Annotated in this window: 17 protein-coding genes and 3 pseudogenes; 11 read left to right on the top strand and 9 right to left on the bottom strand. The window is 65.7% G+C overall.

The features are described from left to right. Window positions 1-19: 19 nt before the first annotated feature. Complete coding sequence (locus E3T37_RS14900; RefSeq protein ID WP_134368054.1) at window positions 20-1,393, bottom strand: serine hydrolase; 1,374 nt, start codon at window positions 1,391-1,393, stop codon at window positions 20-22. Window positions 1,394-1,638: 245 nt separating this feature from the next. On the opposite strand from E3T37_RS14900, the gene E3T37_RS14895 reads away from it, so the two are divergent. Beyond that, the gene (locus tag E3T37_RS14895; protein WP_134368053.1) at window positions 1,639-2,043 is read left to right on the top strand and encodes a hypothetical protein; all 405 of its coding nucleotides are present in this window, start codon (window positions 1,639-1,641) and stop codon (window positions 2,041-2,043) included. A 306-nt stretch (window positions 2,044-2,349) separates the two neighbouring features. On the opposite strand, the gene E3T37_RS14890 is transcribed toward E3T37_RS14895, so the two are convergent. Beyond that, window positions 2,350-3,039, bottom strand: a complete 690-nt coding sequence (locus tag E3T37_RS14890; protein ID WP_166789035.1) for a DUF4386 domain-containing protein — start codon at window positions 3,037-3,039, stop codon at window positions 2,350-2,352. A gap of 224 nt (window positions 3,040-3,263) precedes the next feature. Then, window positions 3,264-3,602, bottom strand: coding sequence for a hypothetical protein (locus E3T37_RS14885; RefSeq protein ID WP_134368051.1), 339 nt, complete (start codon window positions 3,600-3,602; stop codon window positions 3,264-3,266). A gap of 234 nt (window positions 3,603-3,836) precedes the next feature. Between E3T37_RS14885 and E3T37_RS14880 the strand changes: the two genes are divergently transcribed. Then, window positions 3,837-4,316 (top strand): hypothetical protein, encoded by a 480-nt coding sequence (locus tag E3T37_RS14880; protein ID WP_198416053.1) that lies wholly within the window; start codon window positions 3,837-3,839, stop codon window positions 4,314-4,316. A gap of 113 nt (window positions 4,317-4,429) precedes the next feature. On the opposite strand, the gene E3T37_RS14875 is transcribed toward E3T37_RS14880, so the two are convergent. Then, window positions 4,430-5,074 (bottom strand): DUF4190 domain-containing protein, encoded by a 645-nt coding sequence (locus E3T37_RS14875; protein WP_134368050.1) that lies wholly within the window; start codon window positions 5,072-5,074, stop codon window positions 4,430-4,432. 67 nt (window positions 5,075-5,141) lie between these two features. Between E3T37_RS14875 and E3T37_RS14870 the strand changes: the two are divergent. The 4 genes and pseudogenes from E3T37_RS14870 to E3T37_RS14855 all read left to right on the top strand — a co-directional run. After that, a pseudogene (locus tag E3T37_RS14870) lies at window positions 5,142-6,068 on the top strand (ATP-binding cassette domain-containing protein); the annotation flags it as partial. A 104-nt stretch (window positions 6,069-6,172) separates the two neighbouring features. After that, a pseudogene (locus E3T37_RS14865) lies at window positions 6,173-6,892 on the top strand (ABC transporter permease); the annotation flags it as partial. Between the two features lie 7 nt (window positions 6,893-6,899). After that, entirely contained in the window at window positions 6,900-7,931 is a 1,032-nt protein-coding gene (locus tag E3T37_RS14860; protein ID WP_241975746.1) for a glycine betaine ABC transporter substrate-binding protein, read from the top strand. 60 nt (window positions 7,932-7,991) lie between these two features. Further along, window positions 7,992-8,708 carry a hypothetical protein gene (locus E3T37_RS14855; RefSeq protein WP_134368047.1) on the top strand — a complete coding sequence of 239 codons (717 nt, stop codon included), beginning with the start codon at window positions 7,992-7,994 and terminating at the stop codon, window positions 8,706-8,708. On the opposite strand, the gene E3T37_RS14850 is transcribed toward E3T37_RS14855, so the two are convergent. The 3 genes and pseudogenes from E3T37_RS14850 to E3T37_RS14840 form a co-directional block, all read right to left on the bottom strand. After that, window positions 8,685-9,614, bottom strand: coding sequence for a DMT family transporter (locus E3T37_RS14850; RefSeq protein ID WP_134368046.1), 930 nt, complete (start codon window positions 9,612-9,614; stop codon window positions 8,685-8,687). The genes E3T37_RS14855 and E3T37_RS14850 overlap by 24 nt on opposite strands. Before the next feature lie 69 nt (window positions 9,615-9,683). Next, window positions 9,684-10,307 (bottom strand): LysE family transporter, encoded by a 624-nt coding sequence (locus tag E3T37_RS14845; protein WP_134368045.1) that lies wholly within the window; start codon window positions 10,305-10,307, stop codon window positions 9,684-9,686. A gap of 31 nt (window positions 10,308-10,338) precedes the next feature. Further along, a pseudogene (locus tag E3T37_RS14840) lies at window positions 10,339-11,034 on the bottom strand (DNA alkylation repair protein). Between the two features lie 221 nt (window positions 11,035-11,255). Here E3T37_RS14840 and E3T37_RS14835 point away from each other — a divergent pair. From E3T37_RS14835 to E3T37_RS14825, 3 genes are all read left to right on the top strand, one after another. Continuing rightward, on the top strand, window positions 11,256-11,822 hold the full coding sequence (locus E3T37_RS14835) for a PadR family transcriptional regulator (RefSeq protein ID WP_134368044.1): 567 nt from the start codon (window positions 11,256-11,258) through the stop codon (window positions 11,820-11,822). Window positions 11,823-11,859: 37 nt separating this feature from the next. Continuing rightward, on the top strand, window positions 11,860-13,578 hold the full coding sequence (locus E3T37_RS14830) for an AarF/ABC1/UbiB kinase family protein (protein WP_134368043.1): 1,719 nt from the start codon (window positions 11,860-11,862) through the stop codon (window positions 13,576-13,578). A gap of 90 nt (window positions 13,579-13,668) precedes the next feature. Next, entirely contained in the window at window positions 13,669-14,052 is a 384-nt protein-coding gene (locus tag E3T37_RS14825) for a hypothetical protein (RefSeq protein WP_134368042.1), read from the top strand. 59 nt (window positions 14,053-14,111) lie between these two features. On the opposite strand, the gene E3T37_RS14820 is transcribed toward E3T37_RS14825, so the two are convergent. Then, window positions 14,112-15,029 (bottom strand): cation diffusion facilitator family transporter, encoded by a 918-nt coding sequence (locus E3T37_RS14820; protein ID WP_241975747.1) that lies wholly within the window; start codon window positions 15,027-15,029, stop codon window positions 14,112-14,114. Between the two features lie 36 nt (window positions 15,030-15,065). On the opposite strand from E3T37_RS14820, the gene E3T37_RS17470 reads away from it, so the two are divergent. Further along, window positions 15,066-15,224 carry a hypothetical protein gene (locus E3T37_RS17470; RefSeq protein ID WP_241978597.1) on the top strand — a complete coding sequence of 53 codons (159 nt, stop codon included), beginning with the start codon at window positions 15,066-15,068 and terminating at the stop codon, window positions 15,222-15,224. Here the strand turns inward: E3T37_RS17470 and E3T37_RS14815 are convergent. After that, a complete protein-coding gene (locus E3T37_RS14815) occupies window positions 15,194-15,559 on the bottom strand; it encodes a metalloregulator ArsR/SmtB family transcription factor (RefSeq protein WP_166787164.1) in 366 nt (121 codons plus the stop codon). The two genes, E3T37_RS17470 and E3T37_RS14815, sit on opposite strands and share 31 nt — an antisense overlap. 181 nt (window positions 15,560-15,740) lie before the next feature. Between E3T37_RS14815 and E3T37_RS14810 the strand changes: the two genes are divergently transcribed. Continuing rightward, entirely contained in the window at window positions 15,741-17,468 is a 1,728-nt protein-coding gene (locus E3T37_RS14810; protein WP_134368040.1) for a bifunctional diguanylate cyclase/phosphodiesterase, read from the top strand. Window positions 17,469-17,495: the final 27 nt, after the last annotated feature.

Raw genomic sequence — 17,495 nt, 5'->3', positions numbered from 1 at the left:
GCTGCGGCCCAGCAATCGGCTAGCGGCTGACCAGGCGAGTGTGGGGCAGGTCCCCGAACGCAACGTTCTGTTCGATGTCGAGGGTCAACGCGTCAGTCCCGAAGTCGAGTGTGTACGTGCGCGAGAACGGTGTGCCCACGTTGTGCGCCCGCACGACCAGGGTTTTGGGGGAGACCCACGCGCCGCTGGCCAGCACCCGGGCATCACCGGATGCCACCCACTCGCCGTGACCGAATGCTATCGGTCGCGCCGTGCCGCCACGGATGATCGTGAGCAGACCCGGCTCGAGAGTGGCCGCGGTCACTTCCGCATCATCGAAGTTGAAGCGGATGCCCGCCACCCGGGCAGCCGTCGGTGACGTGCGCTCCCCGATGACGGTCGGCAGGGTGAGGGACGCCAGCGTTCCGGCGAGACCGGTCTTCAGTTCGGGGATCGGGTGGTCGGTGAAGGCGGGCAGCAGGTGTTCCCAGACGAGATCGAGGGCGCGTTGCGCGGTCGGGAGCGCCGAGGTCAGCGTGATCACGGCATCCGTTTCTGGAAGCACGAGGCAGAACTGGCCGAAGGCCCCGTCGGCGCGGTAGCCCGTCGGCCGGTTCCGCCAGAACTGGTAGCCGTAGCCCTCCCGTCCGTCGACATCGTGCTCGGTGCCCGACGTGTCCACCTGCGTGGAGGTGGCCTCGTCGATCCACTCCGCCGCGACGAGTCGCGTGCCGTTCCACTCGCCTCGCTGCAGAAGCAGCTGGCCGAAGGTCGCGAGCTGCTCGGTCGTGATGGAGAGCCCCCAACCGCCGGCGTCGATTCCGCGCGGGCAGGTCTGCCAGGTGGCGCTGACGATGCCGAGCGGGTCGAACAACCGAGGGGTGAGGTAGTCGAACAGGCGCTCACCGGTGAGTCGCTGGAGGATCGCCGAGAGCAGGTAGCTCGCCCCGCTGTTGTAGACGTAGTGGCTGCCCGGCGCGAACTCGAGGGGCTGGGTGAGGATGGTGCGGGCCCAGTTGTCGCCGTGAGAGTCGTCGGCGAGCGACACAGTGTCGGTCGGATGCCCCGTGGTCATGGTGAGCAGGTGGCGCACGCTCAGCGCGGCCAGGTGCGGGTCGATCTGCGCGGGCAGGTCATCGGGGAGCAGGTCGACGACGAGGTCGTCGAGCGTCAGCCGGCCCTCGCCGATGGCGAGCCCGATGGCGGTCGAGGTGAAGCTCTTGCTCACCGAGAACATAAGGTGCGGATGCTGCGCCGCGTAGGGATGCCACCAGCCCTCGGCCACGACGCGGCCGTGTCGAACGACCATGAGGCTGTGCAGGCTCTCGAGCTGCTCCGCCGCGGCGACGAAATCGAGAATGGCCTGGGAAGACATTCCCTCGGCTTCAGGGGTGCTGCGGGGGAGCGGGGTCATGGTTCAATTCTGCCGGGTCCAGGTGATGTGAGCGAGCACCCTGCCGGGCCTGCGCGCCGGTGCGTCCGTGCCTCACACGCTACCGCCGTCAGGGGTACTGGGTCACCCTTCAACCCTTGTGGAGGTGAACCGAAGTCGGTAGTGTCCGTTCACGCCGTTGAGCGACCAGGCGGTGACTTGCGCGTAAGGAGGACGATGGTGTCCGAACGTACGGAACGACTCTCGCACGCGTCCCACGGCGTGCGATGAAAACCGTTGTGTTGTCTGTCGCCGGCATCCTCTCGGGTGCTCTCTTCTACGCGCTACTTGGTTTCTCGGAAGGAGGGTGGGCGGGACTGTTCTCCGGAGCCGCGCTGCTCAGTGTGCTGCCGCGAATGGCCCTTACGATCCTCGTATTTGGTGTCCTACTTCTGGGCGGTCTGATGCTTCCGCGTGCCTTCGCCGTTGGAGTGACGATCGGAATGATGGCATGTTTTCTCGTGGGGCTCGGGCTTCTTTTCGGCAACCCGGAGACGTACACCCTCGGAGACCCATACCAGCTGTACCTGCTTAGCCGCGGTCCGCGGAACCCATTCATTTGGTTTGCATTCCTCACCGCGGGATTCGCGTTAGTAGCTCATATAAGCAACGAACGCCCCGCCAGCGTTTGAAGCTCTTGGGAATCAATCACCACTTCAGCCGGCGGTGACACGAGCCGGGCGACAACCCAATTCCCTCTTCCATGTTGTCCTCGTGCCGGTGAGTAGAGATTTGCGCTTCTGGGCGGAACTTCTCAGCGGCTGGGTCACGGCTATCACCGTTCACGCAGATCGACATGCTGATACCGATCATCCTGCGCTGAGGCGCGGTCACTGTCGACGAGGCTGACGATATCGCGCAGCAACGCAGCGACAAGGAATGCGACCAAGGAACGACGGTGTGAGCCGCAGGCCATCCGTCGTCGTCGTCCTGCATCGTCAGTCGGGCAGATCCTCCTCGGCGTCGACGACCTTCACGGCCATGATGAGCAGCCACAGCGCCAGTCCGACCTCGGCGATGAACCCCACGGCGAACGACGGGTAGCTGATCGCGGGGTAGTCCGGCAGCAGCAGTGCCTGAAGGAACCAGATGATGACACCGACCCCATCGACGATCAGAATGACCCCGAGGAATTTCGGAAGGAACCCCGACTTGAACACGAGATAGCCAAGCGGGAACAGCCATATGCCGAAGAACAGCTGGGCCGTAGCGAAGGCCGTCTTGTAGACGTCGATCGACAAATACGCCGACGCCTCCAGTTGCGCAGCTGAGTAGGCCTGAAGGTGACCGGCCCCATCCTGCTGCAGGAGAGCGGAAATGAGTGGAATCATGCTGGCGCATTGGATGCCGACGCCCACCGCGTTGAGCAGGAGGAAGAGCAGCGCCAGATGCCGGTTGACAGGTCGGAGCAGAACGTACAAGCCCCAGGCGGCCGCGAGGAAGAAGAAGGCCGACAAATACGCGATGACAAGGGCGAGCCGAAAGGACAAGGGGTTCGTGGCGATCGACTCGTAGACCTGCTCGGCCCCGCCCATGCCGATGTGGCCGACCAACCCGGCAAGCAGCGAGGCCAGCACGAACGCCAGGTAGAAGGCACCCGTGAGGGGGGCTACGGTGCGCGGCGCCATGTCATTGACTTTTCCCGCTGGCATCCCACTCATCTCCTGTTTCGACCGAGTCGCGTTGCTGATCGGCAGGGTAGCAGCCGTCCCTCTGCTGGGGAACCGGAAGAACTCGAGGTCACTCCCTCGCGGGCCCGTAGAGCCTGCCGTAGAGAAGGCCGATGACAACTCCGAGAGCCGCGATCCTGATCACGTTGAACAGCGCCGCGATCAGGAAGTACCGTCAGGCGTCAGGCGTCAGGCGTCGGGGTGAGTAGCTTGGCGGGGACTTCGACGAGTGCGGTGACGACGACCAGGGCGGTGAGGCTCAGCAGCAATGACTTGAGAACAGGACTCTGCGTGGGCAGCCGGTCGTAGAAGCGAACCAGGGAATAGCTGACACCGAATCCCAGAACCATGCCACCGAACATGGCCTCCAGCAGCATCGGCACGTAGGCAATCGAAAGCGCGGCCCTGTACTCCGCGGCGATGGGGGTCAGCGAGATCGCGAAGTTGGCGGCCCAGAATGCCAGGCCTCCAGCGACCGCCGGGATCGACGCCCTCCTCCAGGTTCGCACTGGTCGGGTCATCGCCTTCCTCTCGTTTCAAAACTCCGATGCGCTGCTCTGACCTGCCGAACTCGTTTTCACATTAGCCACGTTGACTGGTTTCGAGCACCTCCCCGGGATTGGGCGTGTGGACTGGGCCGCCCGCAGAGTTGTGGGCTTCCCTTCGGTGGCGCTAGATCGGCAGCGGAGAGCTGCCGCGATCGTGTCGGAGTCGCGCTGATATGGTTGGGTCGCTCAGCAACGAAGGAGATCGCATTGAACCGAACCCAGGCAAAAATCCTGTTCACAGCTGCAGCAGCTCTTGCGCTCCTCGGAGGCAGCCTTGCCGGGTGCGCTGCGGTTCCTGACTCAGAGGCCGCCAGCTCTTCACAGTCGCCAAAGGTCTCGGAAGCTCCTGCTCCGGAGATGCCTGCCGACCTCACCGGCGAGTGGATGTCGACCAATTCAGGGTCCGAGGACAGCTATCAGTCCGCCACGATTGATTCGGGCTCGATCAAGATCAACTGGGTCAGCGACGGTGGCAATACAAAGGCCCTCTATTGGGCTGGCAGTTACGAGGCTCCGACCGAGTCAGGTGTTTACTCCTGGGACTCGCAGAATGACACAGAGAAGACTTCGGGCGCGATGCTCGCCTCAAGCGACCCGATCAAAACGTTCTCGTATAACGACAAGGTCATCAGCTACGACGTCTCAGCGATGGGCGTAACCAAGACAGTCACACTCGAACGCAAATAATTCGGGCTGTGCCACGGACGAGCTGCACGAGCCGCGCTCGGCGGGGAGCGCAAGCAGAAATGAGGAACGCCGCCCACACGACGGTGTGAACGGCGTTCAATCGTGCTCGGTTCTTACTGGGCGGCGTAGAAGAAGTCCTCGCCGAAGATCGACTTCACCGTCCATGTGCCTATCGCCACATCGGCGGACGGGACCTCGATGACGACGTTGCCGGTGGCCGTGGCTCCCGGGTACAGGTCGTTGGTCGCGCTCAGCTCGTTCGGGCCCATAGCAATGTGGTCGAACACCTGGTGGGTCGTGCCCGCGGCGCTGACGAAGCTGAATGTGAGGTCGAAGGCCGGGTTGCCGGTCTCCGTGCCGACGTATTTGACGGTGACCGGGACCATCGCCCACTGGCTACCGGCGGCAGGCGCGTCGTTAAACTGGTTCTCCGCTGCCATCGCCGCGTTCGCGTCGAGGGTCGACGCGTTCAACGTCACCTCCCATGCGGGGACGCCCGCGTTCTTGACGACAACCGTTGTGCCAAGGGGTGCCGGGTTCTCCCAGGTGCCGACCGCCGCGCTGTCGGCAGCGGGCGCGTCCGCAGCGGGAGCGTCCGCGGCGGGCGCCTCGGCGACCGGTTTGGTGCTGACGGAGTCCGCGACCGCGGCCGCGAACCCGGCGATGTACACGACGGCCATGATGACAGAAAGGATGATGGCGACGACGGAAATGACGAGCCCGGCGATCGCGGTGGTCCGCGCGCGCTTCTGAAGCACAGCGACGAGGCCGAGGACAGCGCCGACGAGCGCGAGGAGGCCCGAGCCGTAGTTGATGAAGGGGATGAAGGCGCCGATGACGGCCCGCGTCGACGAACTCCTCGAGCTCGTCTCCCTCGACCCCGCGCTCTACCGCGACCGGTACCCCAAGGAGCTCTCCGGTGGCCAGCAGCAACGCGTCGGCGTGGCGCGCGCCCTCGCGGCAGACCCGCCCGTGCTCCTCATGGACGAGCCCTTCGGCGCCGTCGACCCGATCACCCGCCTTCGCCTGCAGGACGAGCTGATCAACATCCAGGAAGAACTGCAGAAGACCATCGTCTGCGTCACCCACGACTTTGACGAGGCCGTCAAGCTCGGCGACTGGATCGCCACCTTCAACGAGGGCGCCCAGCTGGAGCAGTACGACACCCCGGAACGCATCCTCGGTGACCCGGCCAGCGAGTTCGTCGAAAACTTCATCGGGTCTGGCGCCGGCCTCAAACAGCTCACCCTGACCCGGGTGGCGGAGGTCGGCCTCAGCGACGCCGTCGTGGGAACTCCCGGCGAACGGGCAGCGGATGTCCTGACCCGCGTCGTCGAGGCCGGCCAGGGGCACGCGGTCATCGTCGATGAGCGTCGCCGTCCCGTCCAAAGGCTCTCCCGGCGCAAGCTCGGCCGCCTCGAGGTCATCGGCAACGTTCCCGACCCGAAACTCCCGGTCGTCGGCTACCGTGCCACGCTCAATGACGCGCTCGACACGATGCTCGTCTCCAGCGCCGGGGCCGCGCTCGTCACCGGCCGCCGCGAGATGTTCAAGGGCGTTATCGACGTACAGACCGTGATGGACGCCATCACCCGGTCACAGACCGCTGCGGTGCTCGAGTCAGATCAGGCGCCCATCGGCCTGAACACGGGACTGTTCCAGGCGCAGGCGGCTGCCGCGGAGGCCGACCTGAGCGAGACCGACAGCAGCGATTCCGAAAGCAGCGGCGCTGACGCGCGGGCCGCTCAGTGAGTACCACAACCCTGAAGACGGATGCCGACAGTGTCGGCGACGACTTCGCCGTCACGCCCGACGACGCGTCCGCGCAGGCTGCACCGGTCAGCCGTGCCCGCGCCGTGTGGCATTCCTGGCGGGGACTGGTCTACCAGCTGGCCGGCATCCTGCCCGCGTTCCTCACGCTCCTGATCTGGCTGCTGACGGCCAACCTCTCGCCGATCGAGCTCACCACCCTCGCCCCGGCCGCGCTCTGGGTCTACACCGTGGGGCACATCCAGCTCACCCTGCTCGCCGCGGTGATCGTGTTGGTCGTCGCGATTCCTCTGGGGATCGCCCTGACCCGCAGGCCCCTGCGGTTTCTGACCGCTCCGGTGCTCGCGATCGCCAACGTCGGGCAGGCCGCCCCCGCGATCGGAGTCGTCGTGCTGCTCGCGTTCTGGGTTGGTTTCGGCTTCTGGGCCGCGACGTTGAGCCTCGTGCTCTACGCGGTGCTTCCCGTGCTGCGCAACACCATGGTCGGGCTGCAGCAGGTCGATGCCCGCCTGGTCGAGGCCGGACGTGGCATGGGCATGAGCTCCGCAGCCGTGCTGTTTCGCGTGGAACTCCCGCTCGCCGTTCCGGTCATGCTGTCGGGAGTGCGCACCGCCCTCGTTCTGTTGGTGGGCACCGCAGCCCCGGCCACGTTCGTCAACGGCGGTGGGCTCGGCATCCTCATCATCACGGGCGTCAATCTCAGCCTCACCCCCGTGCTCGTCACCGGAGCCCTGCTCGTGGCTCTCCTCGCCCTGCTCATCGACTGGGTCGGCCGCGTTGTCGAACACGTTGCCCGCCCGAAGGGGACTCTAGATGTACCGTTCCTCTCCTCGCGCCCGCCGCATGCCCCTCGGCCGCTGGGGTCTGGCAGCCGGTGTGCTCGCCCTGTCCGCCGTCGCCCTGACCGGCTGCGGCCTGAAACCGTCGACCTCGTACGTGCCCGCGGTTGGTCCCGGATCGATCACCCCGCTCGACGGTGCCGAGGGCGTCGAACTCACGGTCACGTCCAAGAGCTTCACGGAGCAGCTGCTGCTCGGCAAGATTGCGGTGCTCGCCGGGACCGCGGCGGGATTCGACGTCACCGACCTGAGCAATCTGCCCGGCAGCCAGCCGACCCGCGAACTAATCCTCTCCGGTCAGGCCGACGTGCTCTGGGAATACACCGGGACCGCGTGGCTGACCTACCTCGGTCAGGCCGAGGCGATCGCCGATCAGGGCGAAATGTGGCAGGCCGTGCACGACCGGGACATCGAGAACGGCCTCACCTGGGGCACGCCGGCACCCATGAACAACACTTTCGCCCTGGCTGTGCGCAGTGAGGCGGTCGCCGAGCTGGGCGGTATCACGACCATGTCCCAACTGGCGGCGTTGCCGGTCGAAGACCGCACGTTCTGCGTCGAGTCCGAATTCAACTCCCGGCCGGACGGCATGAATCCCATTCTCAAGCGCTACGGACTGGAACGCGGGGCCGCCGACGGCGTGCCCGACGGCAACATCGGCATCTATGACACCGGTGCGATCTACAGCGCGACCGACGACGACGACGGAGCCTGCAACTTCGGCGAGGTCTTCACGACGGACGGCCGCCTCGACGCACTCGACCTCGTCGTTCTGACCGACGACCTCGCGTTTTTCCCTGCATACAACGTGGCGCCGGTCTTCTTCACTGAGACGATCGAGGCCAACCCCGGCCTGGAGGAGATCTTCGCCGAGATTTCACCCCGGCTCACCGACGAGGTGCTGCGCGGCCTGAACCGACAGATCGACGTCGACGGCGCGGAACCCGCCGATGTGGCCTACGCCTGGATGGTCGAGGAGGGTTTCTTCACCGACCCGACCGAGTAGGCTCGAGTGTTCCGGAACCGGAGCGTGACAGCACGCAGAACATCGTCGAAAGGCTCAAGCATGAGCGAGCAACCGAGCTTCCGAGTCCGACGTCTGGGGAAGCAGCATCGGGCAGCGTTTGTCGCGTTGCTCGTTGAGCACCCGCAGGCCGACATCGATGACGCACCCGAGATCTACTTCGACGACACTGTCGAGCTTCAGGGTGTGTCCGAGGCATTCGCCCTGGTCGCCGAAACCGATGACGGCCGGCTTCTCGGCGCCATCGTCACCGAACCCGACAGCTATGTTGACGAAGACCAGCTCGACGAAGACTCCACCGACGAGGACATTGACGATGCGATAGTGCTCGACCACGGCACCGCCGTCGTCGAGCTGCTGATCACCGGTGGATCCGCGGAGGTGTGCCGGGAGCTTCTCAACACTCTCGCGCCGGCCCTCACCACCCGTGGTTTCGCTCAGGTGCATGCCAGCGTCCCGCCGGACCTCGCCGACGTGTTCCGAGGTCAAGGCTGGGTTGTCCTGCCAGAGAACACGGGCATCGCGTGGATGGGCATGGACGACTCGGACGATCAGGTGCGCGACTATGAAGCGATCCCGCGCAGCTCGCTGTCCGCGTTCCTCATGATCGACCCCAACGTGTACATGTCCTGGTCGTACGAAGCACCCGAGGACCCCGAAGATGACGACCTGCGGCAGGAAAGCATCGCCACGGGCATGGAGGAGTTCGCAGCCCGGGTCGCGGCAGAAGCACCCTCAGACGGCCCCTCCGGAAGCTGAGCTCCGGCGGGACAGCTGGAACACCCCGAAGACAGCGACCGCTCCCGCGAGAACGAAGACGACGCCGGCCCACCAGGGGGCGGCGGTGGCTTCACCGAGAACGACGATGCCGATGGTGACTCCGACCATCGGGTCGATCACGGTCAGGCCGGCGACGACCAGCTCCGGCGGTCCGCTCGAGTAGGCGGTCTGCACGAGGTACGTGCCGGCCAACGCCGTGACAATGATCCCGACGAGGGCGACGATCGTGAGTCCGTCTCCCGGCTCGAGTTGGAACCCGTGCAAGACGATGGTTTGGACGCGGGCGATGACGACCTTGGCCAGGGTCGCGACGAAACCGAAGAGAACGCCGCCGGCGAGGATGTAGAACACCGTCGGCGACCGCTTCCGGAGGAAGACGAAGCCAACGGCAAGGATCGCGAGCACGAAGGCCAGGATGATCAGCACGATGACCAGCTGCTCTGTCTGGATGGGCACGGATGTTGTCGTCACGGCGGCCACCCCGACGAACACCGCGATCCCGCCGACGCACAACAAGATCGCTCGGATCGCCCTCCGGGTGAGTCGGGTCCGGGTCAACCGGGCGTTGAGGACGGCGGTGATGACGAGTGCCAGGGCGCCCAGCGGCTGCACGACAGTCAGCGGGGCAAGAAACAGACTGATGAGCTGCAGGACAATCGCGATGCCCAGCATCAGGGTTCCGAGCAACCAGGAGGGGCGGCGGGCCAGGGCCAGCAGCTGCCCGATGCCGAGGCCGGTCTTCGCACTGTAGTGGCTGGCAGCGTCGACTTTGTTCACGCCGCGGTGCTGGAACTCTGCACCGAACGCCAGGAACACGGAGCCGACGAGCGCAACGGGGATGCCAAGCGCCTGAAGCGGCGACAACGTGACGAATCCGCTTTCCATGCTCCTAAACCTACTCGCCGGGCGTCATCACCGACCTCGTTCCTTCGGTCGGTGATGAGTCCCAGGCCCTCAGCGGATGACCGCGAGCAGCACTCCGACGCCCACGAAGAGCACGCCGAAGGTGCGGTTCAGCACGCGCTGACCGTGAGCGTCGCGGGTGAATCGCTGGAACGAACGCGCTGTGCCGGCGAAGAAGAACCACATCACCAGAACGTCGATCGCGACGACGGTGGCGGCGACGATCAGATACTGGGTCGGCATCGGCCGGTCGACCCGGATGAACTGGGGCAGGAACGCCAGGAAGAACACAATCGCCTTGGGGTTCAGAATGTTCACCCACAGTCCGCGCTGGAACATCGACCAGCGGGGCTCGTCGCGGAGGGCACTGGCACGCCCGGCATCGAGTTCCGGTTTGGCCAGGAACTGACGGATGCCGAGGTAGACGAGGTAGGCGGCCCCGGCGTAGCGAATGACGTTGAAGGCGACCGGGGAACTGGCCACGAGCAGGCCGACACCGAGTGCCACGATCACGATGTGGATGAGCAGCGCGGCCTGCTGGCCGAGGATTCCCCAGATCGAGCGGCGGAAGCCGGCGTTCAGGGCGTTGCTCATGGTGTTTATCGCCCCCGCGCCCGGCGTGAAACTGATCAGGGTGCCCGCGCCGACAAGGGCCAACCACAGAGAGAACTGCATCGGACCATCCTAGTTTCGTTCCGTTTGCTCCTCAGCCCTGCCGTTGATCGCGCTGTCGGCTCACCATCTCGGTGATCCAGATGGGTGCGAACGGAGAAGTGCAGTTCGGGGGAGTCGGGTAGTCCTTCAGCACCTCCAGGCGCTGGCCGATATCGATGGCACGAGCTCGATACCCGGCATGCTCGATTCCTATCTGGGCCAGGCAATGGTTCATCGCCCACTGCAGGCGACCCGGGGCATCCTTCATCTCCGTCTCGATGTGGTCGAGCAGCCCCGCAAGGTCGAGGCCCTCGGGCTTCTTCGCCACCCGATCGGTGGTCAGGGCCCAGCCGGCACTCGCGACCGTCGGGTCCGGATCGGCGAATCAGGTCACGCGCAGTTCCTCGGCGTGCGGGTTCTTCTTCACCACATAGTTCACGAGCCAGTCCTGCACCTTGGGAGTGCTCGACTGCCGCGACATTACGGTCAACTCATCCCGCCCGAACGCCGCCGGACGGCAAATCAGGATCGCCAACAGTCGGGCTGCCGTGTCCGAGGTCTCCCACAGTTGGCAGGCAAGCTCCTGTTGGGTCTTCAGCCGTTTGGCTAGCGCGCGCAGCTTGCTGCGGTTCACCCCGTGGTCGTCGCCGTGCCTGGCGCTCACCTCGCGAGACCGCGGGTCCTCCAACGCTGCCAGCTCGGCCAGTACCTCGGCCACCGTCGTCCCGGCTGTCGTCGTCTGGGCCAACTCAGTCTCCCGTCCATCGCATGTGTGATTCAGCCTATGACGCGGATGCGGCCTGCGGCAGGCTGGTCAAAAAATGACCCCCCCCAGTGTGTCGGGTGAATGAGGGCACAGGAGCTTCCCAGACGATCGAATGAATATGGGAACATTGTTTCGTCATCTGTCTGGGCGATATATCGTTAGGTATCGTCGAGCCGGATGGCGTCGGCGCTGAGGAGGACATCATGAGCGGTTCATTTATGGGCGACGGGTTCAAGGGGCGCCGCGGCGGCAGCGGCGAGGGCTGGCCGACCGGCGTGTGGGAAGCGATGGAGCAACTTCGCGGACAGTTCGACCGCAAGGTCGGGCCCAGGATGGGGCGCGGCGACGTGCGTGCGGCGGTGCTGGCGCTGCTCGCCGAGCAGCCGATGCACGGCTACCAGATCATCCACGAGATCGATGAACGCAGCAACGGGGCCTGGAAGCCGAGCCCCGGCTCGGTGTATCCCACGCTTCAGCTGCTGGCCGACGAGGGGCTCATCGGCGCGGAGGAGTCCAACGGTCGCAAGACGTACTCGCTCACGGACGAGGGGCGAGGGGTAGCGGATGCCGCGGCCGATCAGCCGGCGCCCTGGGAAACCCAGGGTGCTCGGGATAGCGGTCGGGCGGGCGCACTGCCCAAGGCCGGCATCGACCTCGCTCAGGCCGCCGCCCAGGTCGGGCGCTCCGGCAACCCGGAGCACGTGAAGCAGGCCGTCGCCGTTCTGGAAGAAGCGCGTCGTAAGCTCTACCTGATCCTCGCCCAGGACTGACCGAGTGCCCACAGCACGTCGGCATCAAGGAGATTAGATGACCGACGTCGGGAACATGCGCGCCCGCACCCGCCGGATCCTGATTTTCGCCGCCCGCTATCTGGTGCAGACCTGGTGGTACGAATTGTTCCTCCCACGGGTCGGACTCGCGCGGGTAGCCGCCCGCAACAGGTCGGCCCGCCTTCAGCGCATTGCGCAGCGCTTCCACGTGCTCGCCGTCGACCTGGGCGGCCTCATGATCAAGGTCGGCCAGTTCATGTCGTCCCGCCTCGACGTGCTCCCGCCGGAGATCACCAAAGAGCTGGAGGGCCTGCAGGACGAGGTTCCGCCGGTGCCGTTCCCGGCGATCCGGGCCCTCGCCGAAGCCGAGCTGGGTGTGACGCTCGAGCGGGCGTTCTCCTTCATCGATCCGACCCCGCTGGCCGCGGCATCTCTCGGCCAGGTGCACCGCGCCCGGCTGTCGCAATTGGATGCGGCCGACACAGGCCTGCTCGACGTCGTCGTCAAGATTCAGCGGCCCGGCATCGGCACGATCGTCGATGTCGACCTCAGTGCTCTCCGCCGGGTCGCCCGCTGGCTCAGCCACATCCGTCTCGTCTCCGACCGCGTCGACATGCCGGCCCTGGTCGAGGAGTTCGCGTTCACGAGCCTCGAGGAGATCGACTATCTGCACGAGGCCGCGAGCGCCGAGCGGTTTGCTCAGGACTTCGCGGAGGATGCCCGGGTCAGCGTTCCCGACCTGGTGTGGGAGCGCACCACCCGGCGCGTGCTGACCCTGCAGGATGTGACCGCCATCAAAATCAACGATGTCGACGGGTTGAGGGCGGCCGGCATCGACCCGTCCGAAGTCGCCACCGACTTCGCGGCCGTCATGTTTGACCAGCTCTTCGTGCACGGCTACTTCCACGCCGACCCGCACCCCGGCAACATCTTCGTCACGCCGCTGGTCGGCGCAGGTGTCGGGGGAGCGGGGGCAGCGGACGGCCGCCGGGCGTGGAAGTTCACCTTCATCGACTTCGGGATGATGGGGGATGTGCCCGATGCCCTGCGTCAGGGTCTGCGCAAGCTGCTGATCGCCGCCGCGTCACGCGACGGCAAGGGGATGGTGGACGGCATCCGTGGGGTGGGTGTACTCCTGCCCTCCGCCGACACCGCCGAACTCGAACGGGCGATGACGAAGCTGTTCGCCCGGTTCGGCGGGATGGGTTTCGCCGAGCTGCAGGACGTCGACCCGCGCGAGTTTCGCGCCTTCGCCCTCGAGTTCGGTGATGTGGTGCGCTCGCTGCCGTTTCAGCTTCCGGAGAACTTTCTCCTCATCGTGCGGGCGATGTCGCTGACCTCGGGAATGTGCAGTTCGCTCGACCCCGCCTTCAATATCTGGAACTCGGTCGAGCCGTATTCAGCCCAGCTGATCCGGGCCGAGGGCGGAAACCTGGTGCAGGGGGTCGCGAAGCAGGCGATGTCGGTTGCGGGCACCATTGCTCGGTTGCCCCAGCGGCTCGACACCCTCGCGACGCGGTTCGAGGAGGGCACCGTCTCGGTGCAGACCCCTCGGATCGAGCGTCGCCTGGGCAGTCTCGAGCGAACCGGACGGCAGATCATCTCGGCTGTCCTCTTCGCCGCCCTGCTGATCGGCGGCGTCCTGCTCCGTGCCGACGATGTCGTGTTCGGAACGGTGCTGATGGCCGTTTCCTTGCTCCCGCTGCTGCACGCCCTCTTCGCAGGGATGCTGGCGCGGCGCGGCCCTCTGCCCTAGGAATCTTCGCCCGCCACGGATGCCACGCTGCGCTACGATCCAGGCACAGTGGCCGGGTCCCGCCCGGGCCGCGCGGGCATGGAGCACGCGATGTCTCGTCACTATCGGAATATCAGCGTTGTTCAGGCGTCGCAGGGAGCGACCGCGAAGACGGAGTTCCAGCAGAGGCTCGCGGCCTACGCATCCTGCGACTCGGTCCAGGAAATCCGCGTGTATGCCGGCAGGAGGGCGGGCTCAGGCACAGTGGTCGCCCAATTGCCCAACGTCGTCGATTCCCCGCAGTCCTTCTCCGTCTCGCAACTGAGCGACACCGAGCCTCGGGCCGACAAGGTTTGGGTCGGGGGCAGCAAGGGTGGCATCGACGTGATCTACACGCAGGACGTGTCCGGCGACAGCGCCCCGACCCTGGACGCCGCGGCCGCCGCCGCCGAGGGCGCTGCGGTCGTCAACGCGGTCCTCGCGAAGATCCCGTAGCCCACGGGTGCTGCCAGGCGCTCCCGAGGACGTCAGTGAGCGGAAATCGACCGGATGGCCTACCGTCCCAACGTCGGCGGCTCCGGGGCGACGGTTTGGATCGTAAAGTGATCGAGATTCGGCAATGCCCGCTGAACCTGACGCTCGGCGTCGGCGGCCACCAGTTCTGCCACGGACAGTGAAGTGTCGGCGACGACGATTCGTGCCTCACCGCGAAGTCGGTGCCCGACCCATCTCAACCGGACGGTGGAAACGTCCAGGACCCCCGGGCTGTGGGCCAGCGCCGACCGCGCCCGGTCCACGAGCTCCGGTTCGATCCCGTCCATGAGGCGCCGACCGATGCTCCGCACCGTTCCCCACAGCAAAACGATGATCGCCGCGGAGATCAGGAGACCGACGAGCGGGTCGGCCAACGGGAATCCCAGCATGACGCCGACCGCGCCGGCGACCACTGCAAGCGAAGTGAAGCCGTCCATCCGTGCGTGAACGCCGTCAGCGACGAGGGCCGCCGATCCGATTTTCTGGCCGACCCGGATTCGATAGATCGCCACCAGCTCGTTGCCGGCGAAACCGATCAGGCCGGCGGCGATCACCCAGCCCAGGTTGTGCAGCGGCTGAGGGTTGAAGAACCGGTCAATCGACTGCCAGGCCGCCACGACGGCAGACAGGGCGACGACACCGACGATGAAGAGCCCGGCGAGGTCCTCGGCCCGCCCATAACCGTAGGTGTACCGGCGGGTCGCGATGCGCCGGCCGAGGATGAACGCGATCCACAGGGGAATCGCGGTCAGGGCGTCGGAGAAATTGTGGATGGTATCGGCGAGCAGGGCCACCGAGCCGCTGACGAGTACGACCGCGAACTGCAGGATGGTGGTTGCGAGGAGGATCAGCAGGCTGATTTTGACCGCACGGATGCCCTGGGTGCTGGCCTCCAACGCGTCATCGATCGAGTCGGCGGCATCGTGGCTGTGCGGCACGAACAGGCCATAGAAGAACCCCTTGACCCCGGTCGGGTGCGCGTGGGAATGGCCGTCGCCATGATCGTGATCGTGATCGCGTCCATGATCGTGCTCGTGCTCGTGATCGTGCGTGTGGGCGTGGCCGGGAAGACCGTCTGCGGGGGAGTGCACGTGTGGGGCGCTCATGCGCTGGCCTCATTCCGGGTGTGGTGATGGCGCGGAGTGCCGCCGAGGGAGTGCTCCGCCTGAAAGATCGCATCCGACACGAGTTGACTCGCATGCTCGTTTTCCAGGCGGTAGAACACCCGGGTCCCTTCATGGCGCGTGGTCACCATGCGAGCCAGACGCAGCTTGGCCAGGTGTTGGGAGACGGCCGCCGGTGACTTGTCGACTGCCTCCGCCAGCTGATTCACGGATAGCTCCCCGTCTCGCAGGGCAAGAATGATCCGCACCCTGCTCGCATCGGCCAGCATGCCGAACACTTCAACGGCCAGCTCGACGAACTGGCTGTCGGGTGTGCGGCCACACACGTGAGAATCTGCATCCATACGCAGATTATTGCACAGACGGTTTGCCGAACTCCTTGTGGCGGCGCGGCCTGGGGTCCCGGAGACGTTCAGACTTCCGGTTCTGCTGTCGGCTGTGACGAGAGATGACAGGCGGCTGAACAGCCGGCAAACTTCGGCGGGTTGAGTTGGGCCGGAGGTCGCGATCGGATACTGATGAAGGATGAGCACCATTCTTGACGCCGTTCTCGACCCTGCGGGCCGGGTCGACCGGGTCGTGTGTTTGGCGGACCTGGCCACCAGCGTCGAACAGGTGTCCGCCACAACGCCGATGACGGAGATCGACCGGGTATTTCGAGCGGACCAGCAGCTTCGTTCGCTCGTTGTGCAGGAAGGCGGAGCATACTTCCTGTTGACACGTGAACAGGTGGAGTTCACCCTGACCGGACGGCTGGGGTACGGTCGCGGCCTGCATGCCCGCTCGACGGCCATCCAGATGGTGTCTGAGAATTCCTTCGCGCTTCCCGGTCGGATGATCCTGGCGAACGCGGCCCAGCGCATCCTGGAGCTGCCCGAGGGCAACCGGTACCGGGACGTGCTCGTCCTGACCGACGACGGTCCACGAGTCGTGTCGGTGTCACAGATTTTCGAACGGCTATCCGCGGATTTTCGCTACGCGTCGCTGCACGATTCCCTGACCGGTCTGCCCAACCGTCGGCACTTGGAAGAGAGTGGTGCCGCGGCGATCGGGGGTACCGGGGATATGGCCCGCGTTGCGGTTCTCTATATCGACCTCGACGGTTTCAAGGCCATCAACGACACATTCGGTCACCAGGCCGGGGATGAGATCCTGATCGGTTTCGCTGAACGGCTGCGCCACATTGTCCGCCCCACCGATGTCCTGGCCCGCCAGGGCGGCGACGAATTCGCGGTGTTGTTGATCGACGTGGATGAAGGAGAGCTCCTCGCCATCGCGGATCTGGTCGTGCTCGGCGCGTCGGTCCCGTTCGTCTGCGACGGCCATCTTCTGCACGTGACCGCGTCCGTCGGCGTCGCGATGGCCGGCGATGTCGCAGCGGAACGAGAGCTGACCCAGCTTGACGCGCTGCTCCGCCACGCGGACGGGGCCATGCTCAAGGCCAAGCAGTCCGGCAAACGCCAGGTTGCCCGTCTTGACGGGCACGGTGAGGCCGCGCCGATCGTGCGGAATGCCCTCATCCGAAGGCGACTGCCGGAGGCGTTCGAGACCCGCGCGTTCAGTTTGCGCTACCAGCCGCAGATGGATCTGGCCAGTGGCGACTGCTCGGCGGTGGAGGCGCTGCTGCGCTGGACCGACCCGGTTCTGGGCGCGGTGTCGCCCGCGGAATTCATTCCGATCATGGAACTGTCCGGCGACATCCACCGGATCGGAGAAAGGGTCATCAACGAGGTGTGCGCCCAGGCCAGGCGCTGGCTGGATTCGGGAACCCCGCGCCGTATCGCCGTCAACGTGTCTCCGCTCCAACTCGCGGCCCGAACCATCGTCCCTGAACTGGTCGAGGCACTCCACAGGCACGGCGTTCCCGCGTACCTCATCCAGGTCGAAATCACAGAGGGCGCGGCGATCACCGACCTGCCGCGGGCGGTCGGTCAACTCCAACAGCTCCGGGATGCGGGGATCAGCATTGCCCTGGACGACTATGGCACCGGCTTCTCCTCCCTGTCCCTGCTGCGCAGCCTGCCCCTGACCACGGTCAAGATCGACAAGACCTTTATCGACAACATCGATTCGGCGCCCTCCGACGCCCTGCTCGTGGGCGGGATCATCGACACCGCCCACGCCCTCGGCCTCAAGGTCACTGCGGAAGGTGTCGAACGGGAAAGCCAACGCCGGCTCCTGCGGGATCTGGGTTGTGACACGGTGCAGGGCTACCTCATTTCCCGGCCTGTCGCCCCGAAGGATCTTTCGTAACCGCGGCTGGAACAATCGGGCCGGCCA

Origin of the sequence: Cryobacterium sp. TMT2-10, assembly GCF_004403075.1 — a bacterium.
Taxonomy (GTDB): domain Bacteria; phylum Actinomycetota; class Actinomycetes; order Actinomycetales; family Microbacteriaceae; genus Cryobacterium; species Cryobacterium shii.
This window is presented reverse-complemented; position numbering and strand designations above follow the sequence as displayed.

What these genes read in the sequence shown, in the direction of transcription:
- E3T37_RS14815 (WP_166787164.1), bottom strand. Translation starts at nt 15,559, where the DNA reads ATGGATGCAGATTCTCACGTGTGTGGCCGCACACCCGACAGCCAGTTC.
- E3T37_RS14900 (WP_134368054.1), bottom strand. Translation starts at nt 1,393, where the DNA reads ATGACCCCGCTCCCCCGCAGCACCCCTGAAGCCGAGGGAATGTCTTCC.
- E3T37_RS14810 (WP_134368040.1), top strand. Translation starts at nt 15,741, where the DNA reads ATGAGCACCATTCTTGACGCCGTTCTCGACCCTGCGGGCCGGGTCGAC.
- E3T37_RS14835 (WP_134368044.1), top strand. Translation starts at nt 11,256, where the DNA reads ATGAGCGGTTCATTTATGGGCGACGGGTTCAAGGGGCGCCGCGGCGGC.
- E3T37_RS14845 (WP_134368045.1), bottom strand. Translation starts at nt 10,307, where the DNA reads ATGCAGTTCTCTCTGTGGTTGGCCCTTGTCGGCGCGGGCACCCTGATC.
- E3T37_RS14830 (WP_134368043.1), top strand. Translation starts at nt 11,860, where the DNA reads ATGACCGACGTCGGGAACATGCGCGCCCGCACCCGCCGGATCCTGATT.
- E3T37_RS14890 (WP_166789035.1), bottom strand. Translation starts at nt 3,039, where the DNA reads ATGGCGCCGCGCACCGTAGCCCCCCTCACGGGTGCCTTCTACCTGGCG.
- E3T37_RS14885 (WP_134368051.1), bottom strand. Translation starts at nt 3,602, where the DNA reads ATGACCCGACCAGTGCGAACCTGGAGGAGGGCGTCGATCCCGGCGGTC.
- E3T37_RS14855 (WP_134368047.1), top strand. Translation starts at nt 7,992, where the DNA reads ATGAGCGAGCAACCGAGCTTCCGAGTCCGACGTCTGGGGAAGCAGCAT.
- E3T37_RS14825 (WP_134368042.1), top strand. Translation starts at nt 13,669, where the DNA reads ATGTCTCGTCACTATCGGAATATCAGCGTTGTTCAGGCGTCGCAGGGA.
- E3T37_RS14850 (WP_134368046.1), bottom strand. Translation starts at nt 9,614, where the DNA reads ATGGAAAGCGGATTCGTCACGTTGTCGCCGCTTCAGGCGCTTGGCATC.
- E3T37_RS14860 (WP_241975746.1), top strand. Translation starts at nt 6,900, where the DNA reads ATGTACCGTTCCTCTCCTCGCGCCCGCCGCATGCCCCTCGGCCGCTGG.
- E3T37_RS14895 (WP_134368053.1), top strand. Translation starts at nt 1,639, where the DNA reads ATGAAAACCGTTGTGTTGTCTGTCGCCGGCATCCTCTCGGGTGCTCTC.